This is a genomic window from Okeania sp. (genome assembly GCF_983059655.1).
On sequence record NZ_CEZPJD010000291.1, the window covers coordinates 1 to 9,168 of the forward strand.

Genomic DNA, 9,168 nt, shown 5'->3' on the forward strand with positions numbered 1-9,168 from the left:
ATACTACAGCACGACAACCAGGGCCGTTTACTTCAGATTCATCAATATAGCCCATCATATTGAGATATCCTGATGGAATTTCTACTGGTGTTGTTGTTGATAATTTGGTTGTTAAGTTACTCATATTTCTATTTACTTGTTTTTTTTATAGCATTCAGCCATCAGCTATCAGCTATCAGCTTTATTGCTTTATAGTGGACAATTTAAGCTCGTTGCTCTTGTGCTTCAATTCCTTCAATTCTTTGTTTAAAAATGTAGTAGAAGTTAAGCAAGTGCTTGGTTAATTCATTAAAAAGCTGTTTGCGCAGCATTCCGCAGGAAATGCTTACCTGGTTTTTTTTATCATCAAACAACCAGGATGCTATTTCTGTTTATAACGAACAGGAATGTTAGTATTTTTGTAAATTTCGTCTGCTAAATTTTGTAACTTTTCTGGGCTAATGCACTTTAATTTTTTTACTGTATAAGAGGGATATTCTGTATGATTTCCTCTACCATCTAATTGACGTTTTATAGGTTTAGGCCGAGTGGGAGTATTAAGTTGAATTTCATCTGGTTTGAGAGATTTTATCAAGTTAATATATTCGACTTTAGTTTGAGTATTCCATGGAGATAAAATCATTGTTTGAATTGCTAATTTACCTTGATATTTATCTCTAAAATCTTTGATACTTTGCCAAATATCTGACAGATTTAATATTTCTGCGGGTCGATTAATTCCTTGTAGTTGTTTGAGAGTTACTGCATCTATTTTAATTGATACTCGATCTGCTAAAGCTAAGGCTAATTTAACTTCTGGATTAGTTAAAGTTGTGCCATTTGTTAATACTAATATAGGTTTGTTTGTTAATTTTTTCGTTTCTTGTAGAATTTCTTTTAAATTCAGAGCTAATGTAGGTTCTCCACTGCCACTAAGAGTAATAATATCCACATCCCACGGCGCAAATTTTTGCAGATTTAATAATATTTCTGTGGTAGAGACATAGACTGAGCGATCGCTTATTTTTTGTTCTATTTCTCCTAATTGACAGTAAACACAATTGAAGGAACAGGTAGAAATTTTGCCTATGGGATCTATTCCTAGAGAGCGACCATATCGCCAAGATTTTACTGGTCCATAGACTGGTATAAATTCATCAGTTAATTTTGTCATCATTTGATTTGATATCATTTCCGGTTGAATACTTATTTATAAGTGATTAGGGAGTAGGGAGTAGGGAGTAGGGAGAATAAAAAGATTTGCCCTGCATAGACGGGATAGTTTTTCTTCATAACTAATTACTAATTATCCGGACATGATATGATTGATTTAATTTTTATTTCTCGCACTTGCATTGATTTATTATCGTAAGTATTCAGCTATTAGCCGTCAGCTAGCCTCCTCCGGAGGAACTGCGTTAACAGCAATAAGACCCTGTGCTTAAGAAAGGGGTTTAAATGAATATAGACTTTGGAGCTGACTTTTGTAGTAAGATTTTTCGTTTCTCAATTAAGAAAGCTTTGACCGTTAACTAAAAGCGATAGCTGATAGCTGACGGCTGTTTGCGCAGCATGACCTAGGAAATGCTTACTTATTATCTATAAATAATTTAGTGCTTATGAGTTCTAAAAACCCTCTGCTTAATATTGCCTTTATTTATGCTTACTTATTTATTAAGAAGATAGATATAAGTAGATATTCTTTGAAGTATTGCAGTATACAAATATTCTTTTTTTTACATAAATTAATAAACTGACAACATATAGGTAGTAGGGAGAAATAATTATTCAGCAATTAACAATTAACAATTAATAATTCCCGAAAAATTGTGGTTTAAAGCCTTCTCTTTTAAGGATATAATAAAGAAAATTTTTCATTATTAGTCAATCCTCTTCTTTTCAAGTAGAAGTAATTATTCATTATTCATTATTCATTATTCATTATTCGGTAACTTCTGTGTAATAATTGATTTTATTTTTTATTATTGAACAAGAGTATGGGAGCATCTTGCTCCCACTATTTGTCTGGTAACAAAAATAATTACAATGCACCACCACCTTCATTTCAGTTATCAGTTATCAGTTAACAGTTATCATGTCCGGATAATAGCACGATAAAAAAAATTTCTATTTTTCCTCCTCTTTATTCTTTCTTGCTTCTTTCTTCCCTCCTGACTCCTGACTCCTGACTCCTATTTAAACTTACTTTCGCATAGATAAACCAATTCGTTTCAACTTTTCATTTATTTCCAAAACTCTTACTTTTACTACTTGCCCAACTTTCACAACTTGCTTTGGATCTTTAACAAAATAATCTGCTAATTGAGAGATATGTACTAACCCGTCTTGATGTACTCCCACATCAACAAAAGCTCCAAAATTTGCCACATTAGTTACTATTCCTTCCAACTCCATTCCTACTTCTAAATCTTTAATTTCTTTAATGCCTTCTCGAAAAGTTGCATACTTAAATTCTGCTCTAGGATCGCGTCCTGGTTTTTCCAATTCACTAATAATATCTTTGAGTGTTGGTTCGCCAATTTTATCGGTTACATACTTTTTTAAATCCAGAGATTTTACTCTATTTGAGATTTGATTAATCTGATTTATCGATACAGCTAAATCTTGAGCTATATTTTCTACAACTGAATAACTTTCTGGATGTACTGCGGTATTATCTAAAGGATTTTCGCCACTCCGAATTCTTAAAAAACCAGCACAAAGCTCAAAAGTTTTCCCTCCCAATTTTGACACTTTCAAAATTTCTTGACGATTCTTAAAAGCTCCATTTTCATTGCGATATTTAACTAGATTTTTAGCGACTGTCGAACTCATACCAGAAACAAAAATTAGTAGTTCTTTTGAGGCAGTATTCAAATCTACTCCCACATAATTTACACAACTTTCTACTGTCTCATCTAACTTTTTTTTCAACAATTTTTGGTCTACATCATGTTGATATTGACCGACTCCAATAGACTTAGGGTCGATTTTTACCAGTTCTGCTAAAGGGTCTTGTAAACGCCTGCCAATACTAATAGCTCCCCGCACTGTAATATCTAATTCTGGAAATTCTTCTATTGCTACTTTAGAAGCAGAATAAATTGAAGCACCAGATTCATTTACTATGACTTTTATTGGTTTTTTATCTAAAGTAGAAATTACTTCAGTCATAAACTCATCTGTTTCTCTTCCTGCCGTACCATTACCAATAGCAATAAGTTCAATTTTATACTTTTGAATTAATTGCTTAATAGTTGTAGCAGCTTGTTGTTTTTCTGCCGCAGATTTATGGGGAAATATTGCTTGATATTTTAAGAATTTCCCTGTTTCATCTAGGACAGCAACTTTGCAACCTGTTCTAAATCCTGGGTCAATTCCTAAAGTGGGTTTCATCCCTGCTGGTGGAGATAGTAATAGTTCTTTTAGATTAGTTTCAAAAGTTTTAATTGACTCAATATCTGCCTCAGCTTTCTTTTGCCCTCGAACTTCATTGATTAAAGAGTTTTTCATCAACCGATTAAAGGCATCTTTAAGCATTTCCTGATAAAAACTTCTGACTTCTTTAACTCTAGTTTTAATTTCTGAATCTCCTAAGTAAGACAGTACAAATTCTCGGTCAAAATCAAGTTCTAAATTTAAAACCCCTTCACTTTCTGCTCTTAACAAAGCCAAAATATTATGAGGAGCAATATCTTTAACATTTACCCGAAAATTCCGGTACATTTCAAACTTAGTCGTACCTTCAGGATAATCATCTTTAATTTTGGAGCTAAAACAACCAGATTTGAGAAAATATTCTCTGATATAAGAGCGTAATTCAGCTTTTTCTGCCACTGATTCTGCCAAAATATCAGATGCTCCTTGAATCGCCTCTTCTATATTTTTTACTCCTTTTTCTTCATCAATATATTTAACAGCTTCTTCCTCAATAGATATAGATTTTGCTTGAGGGTTATTCAGAGATTTAATAAATTCTGCCAAAGATTCCAAACCTTTTTCCTTAGCAATAGTCGCCCTCGTTCGTCGTTTTGGTTTATAGGGAAGATAAAGATCTTCAAGTTCTGTTTTTAGCAGACATAAATCAATTTTTTCCTGTAATTCATCAGTAAGTTTACCAGCTTCATCAATTGCTTTGAGAATCACCTTTTTTCTTTCCTCAAGTTCCTGAAGGTAAGTAAATCTATCCCAAATATTTCGTAGTTGAGTTTCATCCAAAGAATTTGTATATTCTTTTCGATAGCGAGCAACAAAAGGAATAGTTGCCCCTCCATTTAACAGTTCCAAAGCATTTTTAATACTTTGAGAATTGATATTTAATTCTTGAGCCAGAGTGTTATTTATGTCCAGCATAAATCATCTATATAAATATATTTTTTATGATTTTACACCTTTTAAATCCGAAAATGTTAAAATTGATCGTAATTCATAATAAACTTTTTTAAATAGGTAAAAATGGCTAAAATAAAATTACGACGTACTGAAAATATTAATGGCGATATATACGTTGATAGTACCTGTATAGACTGTGATACTTGTCGCTGGATGTCACCTACAGTTTTTCATCGAAGTGGAGATATGTCAGCAGTTTATCATCAACCAAAAAACGACAAAGAAAGACAAGAAGCAATGCAAGCTTTACTATCTTGCCCAACAAATTCTATCGGTACTATTGAAGCACCAAAAGACATCAAAAAAATTCAGCAAACCTTCCCAATTTTAGTAACAGATAATGTTTATCATTGTGGATATCATTCAGAAAAATCTTTTGGTGCAGCTAGTTATTTTATTGTCAGACCAGAGGGAAATATTTTAGTTGACTCACCCCAATTTTTACCTCCATTAGTGAAGCGTTTGGAAGAAATGGGAGGAATTAAATATATGTATTTAACCCACCAAGATGATGTAGCAGATCATCAAAAATTTAGAGAACATTTTAACTGCGATCGCATCCTTCATGTAGATGATATTTCTTCAGATACTAATGATGTAGAAATAAAATTAACTGATACAGAACCATTTTCCCTTACTCCTGATTTATTAATTATTCCTGTACCTGGTCACACTAAAGGTCATACAGTCTTACTATATGGAAAATTTTTATTTACTGGTGACCATCTAGCTTGGTCTAGTCATTTAAATCAACTTTATGCCTTTCGCCGTTATTGTGGGTATTCTTGGTCAGAACAAATTAAATCTATAAGTAAACTCATACCTTATAGTTTTGAATGGATATTACCAGGTCACGGTCATCGATATCATGCTGATACAAAAACCATGGAACAACAGTTACAAAAGTGTATTAATTGGATGGAAAAATTATGAGTTTTCTAACAGTTATGATGATTAATATAAAGTAGCTAGGATTTACAGTATATTCCAAGTATATGAAGTACAAATATTAATAATTAAATGAATGCAAGTGCGGGCATCTTGCCCGCGAGGGATGTACCTCACTAAGCTGGAATCCGCTGTATCTCAATTATCAAAAATAGCACTATAAAAAGGGGATTGAAAAATTAAGGTCAAGGTGGCTTTTTCCCTTCCTATTTTTTATCATTATCCCCTTTTATTTGAATTAAATAGATTCTAATCTATTTAATTAAGAAGGGTGCATATCATAGAAAGCAAAAATACTTTTTTCCTATATATTCCCTGTTACCTATTACCTGTTGCCTAAAAGCGATAAATTTTTGGCTTTATTCAAAATTGACATCCACCCATTAAGAAGGCGAATGTTCCTGCAACCAACTTTCTAAGTCCTCTAAACTATTAAAATCTAAAATATCCTCATTTAAACTTTCCAAATCAGACAAAAGTAAATCTTCAATCCGATCATTTATTGTCTCTGGAATTTCTCCAAAACGCTTTTTTAGTAAACGCATAACTAGAGCGATCGCTTCTTTTAAACGTCCCTTTTCTTCCCCTTGTTCTTCTGCATAAATTATCCGCCCTCTTTCATCTTGCATTGCAATTGCTCGACGCTCAACTATATCTAATTCTTCTACCGTCATATTAATTCTATTAGCAATATTTAAAGCCTTTTCTATTTCAGAAACTTCCCCTAAATTCTCTGGAATACTATCCAATCTGTTAGCCTCTTTCAGAAAGTAAATCCACTTATCAGTCAAACTGTTTAACTCTGATAAAGCTTTCTTAAATTTCGGCAACTCTAAGAAAATTAGTCGTAATTGTTTGTCGAGACATTCAAAATTCTTAGTCTCCTCCTTAAACACAAACTTATTGATAAAGTCATCCTTTTTTTCAAACAGAATAAAATCTGTAATTGTCACGGCTATGGCTGGATTTAGTAGTAAATAATCTTCTCCAGTTTCTAACTGATTGGCATAAGCTTTAGCAAGATTGTAAGCTACTCGTTTGTTGAAACCAGCCATTCTAGCTACTTGCATTTCAATAACTACAATTGAGCCGTCTACTAAAACTGCTTTGATGTCTAAATAAGTGTCTTTTAAATTGATTAATTGACCGGGATTAAAGGGGTTAAGAATTGTTAGAGATTGAATGACTTTTTTGCCTCCATAAATTATGGCATTGAGAAAGCTAATTAAAATGTCTTTGCTTTGTTCTGAGCCAAATATTTTTTTAAAGGCATAATCGACCTTGGGATTGATAAATTTCATGGTTTTTTTATCGAGTTTGAGTTAGCAATTATGGAATATATCGATCCAAATATACTTAATTTAGTATAAATCAACTTCACCGTCTGTTCCAGCAAATCTCTTGGTACTATAGTATTTTTCCCTAATAACTTTCGGCTCTTCATTACTCAATAACTCTTGTACACTCTCGCTTCCTTCTAATGCAATATCATAAGCAGCTTTAAGCATATAATCATTACTATCTATTGACTCTTCAATAATTACTTGATTATCATACATTGCTAAAATCAATATATAGTTTTTCTTTAATCTATTAGTTGGTTGTGGTTCGCTGTGTAAAGCATTTGATATATCATTTATATCCTTATCCTGCACATATTTATCTGATAGATGACCTAGATAAAGCCAACTTTCTGTTGCCATTAATTTTTCTGCAATAGAAGCTCTACCCACAGAATATTCAACTATTTTTTCCCATACATACTTGTTAATCTGAAATGAAAAGCGAACTGCTCTCAAAGCAACTGCCCGAATATATTCACTTATTTGTAATGAGTTATTTTGATAATAAGCTATTACTTCAACTATACTTTCATTGGTATATCCTTGTTTAGATAAATGCTCCAAAACTTGCAATAGGTTACTAAAAATCCAAGGTTGTTCGCACAAAATATCAACAGTCTTTTCTTTTATTTCTTCAAGACAAAGTAAAGATAACTTGTTAAAAGCAAAACGGATAGAAGACTTTAATTTTTTTGTTCTACTAATTTTTTCTCTACTGTTTGGTTGTGCTAATAAATTATAAAATTCTTTCCAGCTATCTATAAATAGTTTAATAAGTTCCTGTCGCAATACCTTCTTTCTTTCAATCCAATCAGAGTTAAAATCCTGAAAATTTCTAGCCCAATCTTGAATCTCTTTATTATTAATATCATCACTTAAGATAGGTAAATTTAGTTCTTGTTTGTCTTTAAGTTCTTTCTGTCGTTTTCTCTCATCCCGTAAATATTTATATATTCTCCGGCTTAAGTCTGGCGCATCAATATAAATATGAATAGAACGCAAACATTTTTGATAAATTTTTATTAAATACCACCATTGATTATCATCTTCTCTTTTATCTGCTTGAATAAACTCCTGACGATATCTATGGTTACAAATCCAGAGAGGATTAACTATTTCATTAAATGTCTTATCCAGTTTATATAACAATTTATTCTCTTCCAGAGTTTTTATAAAATCAGAAACATTATCATACCTTTCTGTTTTTTGTTCATTAAGTTTCAATCCTAATTTTTCTAACTCCTCTTTTAAAATTTCTAAAACTTCTTTTTCATCATTTTTATCGGGAATAATAAGTATAATGTCATCGACGTATCGAATTAATCTTACATTCCACTCATTGTCTTTTGCTTGAGTACCAAATCTAGCATCAATTGGTTTTAAATAAAGATTTGCATAAAACCCAGACCCAATACTTCCTTGAGTAATACCATAACCTATTTCATGCTCATCCAAATTTTTTGAAAGGAGTATTTTTAATAACCAACGTATCCGTTTACTTTCTGTTAAATATTTTCCAGTTAATTCAATTAGACGGGCTTGAATTATTCTTGTATAAAAAGATTCTATATCAACACAAATTATTACACCATTATGATTGGCATTTTGCTGTGCTATATCCCGTGCTTTTTCCATAAAGTTACGATATAAAACAAACCAAGAGTTGTATAAATATTCTGTGTCACTATTAGATGATGAAATACGATAGGCGTGACTATTTCCATTTAATGAAGAAGTCTTTTCAGGAAAATTTTGAATAATTGCAGTCGAGATAATTTCTCCTTCTAATCTTGATAAACTTTTAAGGCGGCCCTGAGATACATTTTTAGGAAATTTATAACCTACATTATCCTCTAAGTTGACAACTTCTTTTATATAAATCTTTAATTGCTGCTGTAATCTTTGAAGATTTTCATCAAGGTTTTTTTCAAATAATCTATATTCATTTTCATCAGGTAATGATTCTGATTTTAAATGTTGTCTGGCTCTCACCCATGCCATTTCTAAATTTTTTAAATCAATTAATTCATGCCAATCTTTATCATTTTGTAAATTTGAATTAATGACAGTAGTATAATTTACATGAAATGCTTTTTTAGATTCGTATATTTTATCTCCTTTATCCCGCCACTTGCTATGATATGGATTCTCAAACTTAGTTTTACAATCAGATTTATCAGATAGTTTTTCTACAATATGACCACTTTCAAAAAATATTGACTTTAGTGAATCAACTATTTTTGTTACCCTTCCTGAATATTCTTGTGTTCCTACTGTTATAATGTGTAAATTATCAATTACTGCATCCTCAAATAACCATTTATATACACGAGCTTCATCAATCCCAAATTCATCTTTACTATCTATAACTTCATTTGTTGTTATTCCTAATTCCTGTAATATTTTATAATCTTCTTGAAGAGAATCAAAACCTACTTTAAAACCAGAAATAACATTAGATTGGAGAAGGATAGCATTAGATATACAAGGTTGACCCCATTGATTA

At 31.6% G+C, this 9,168-nt stretch carries 5 protein-coding genes and 1 pseudogene; 1 reads left to right on the forward strand and 5 read right to left on the reverse strand.

Annotated features, from left to right (window positions below; all coding sequences use genetic code 11):
- From AC3DU7_RS16830 to AC3DU7_RS16840, 3 genes and pseudogenes are all read right to left on the reverse strand, one after another.
- Positions 1–124 (reverse strand): annotated as a pseudogene (locus AC3DU7_RS16830) (radical SAM protein); the annotation flags it as partial.
- Between the two features lie 237 nt (positions 125–361).
- A complete protein-coding gene (locus tag AC3DU7_RS16835) occupies positions 362–1,156 on the reverse strand; it encodes a radical SAM protein (RefSeq protein ID WP_488040473.1) in 795 nt (264 codons plus the stop codon).
- Between the two features lie 1,025 nt (positions 1,157–2,181).
- The gene (locus tag AC3DU7_RS16840; RefSeq protein ID WP_488040474.1) at positions 2,182–4,332 is read right to left on the reverse strand and encodes a Tex family protein; all 2,151 of its coding nucleotides are present in this window, start codon (positions 4,330–4,332) and stop codon (positions 2,182–2,184) included.
- A gap of 102 nt (positions 4,333–4,434) precedes the next feature.
- Here AC3DU7_RS16840 and AC3DU7_RS16845 point away from each other — a divergent pair, with 102 nt between their 5' ends.
- Positions 4,435–5,304 (forward strand): MBL fold metallo-hydrolase, encoded by an 870-nt coding sequence (locus tag AC3DU7_RS16845; protein WP_488040475.1) that lies wholly within the window; start codon positions 4,435–4,437, stop codon positions 5,302–5,304.
- Positions 5,305–5,702: 398 nt separating this feature from the next.
- On the opposite strand, the gene AC3DU7_RS16850 is transcribed toward AC3DU7_RS16845, so the two are convergent.
- Together AC3DU7_RS16850 and AC3DU7_RS16855 are read right to left on the reverse strand one after the other, a co-directional pair.
- A complete protein-coding gene (locus AC3DU7_RS16850; protein ID WP_488040476.1) occupies positions 5,703–6,620 on the reverse strand; it encodes an Rpn family recombination-promoting nuclease/putative transposase in 918 nt (305 codons plus the stop codon).
- A gap of 60 nt (positions 6,621–6,680) precedes the next feature.
- Positions 6,681–9,168, reverse strand: a 2,488-nt coding sequence (locus tag AC3DU7_RS16855) for a reverse transcriptase domain-containing protein (RefSeq protein WP_488040477.1), incomplete at its 5' end; no start/stop codon positions are given.

Excerpts from the sequence above, each read along its gene's own strand:
- AC3DU7_RS16835 (WP_488040473.1), bottom strand. The coding sequence starts at position 1,156 with ATGATGACAAAATTAACTGATGAATTTATACCAGTCTATGGACCAGTA.
- AC3DU7_RS16840 (WP_488040474.1), bottom strand. The coding sequence starts at position 4,332 with ATGCTGGACATAAATAACACTCTGGCTCAAGAATTAAATATCAATTCT.
- AC3DU7_RS16845 (WP_488040475.1), top strand. The coding sequence starts at position 4,435 with ATGGCTAAAATAAAATTACGACGTACTGAAAATATTAATGGCGATATA.
- AC3DU7_RS16850 (WP_488040476.1), bottom strand. The coding sequence starts at position 6,620 with ATGAAATTTATCAATCCCAAGGTCGATTATGCCTTTAAAAAAATATTT.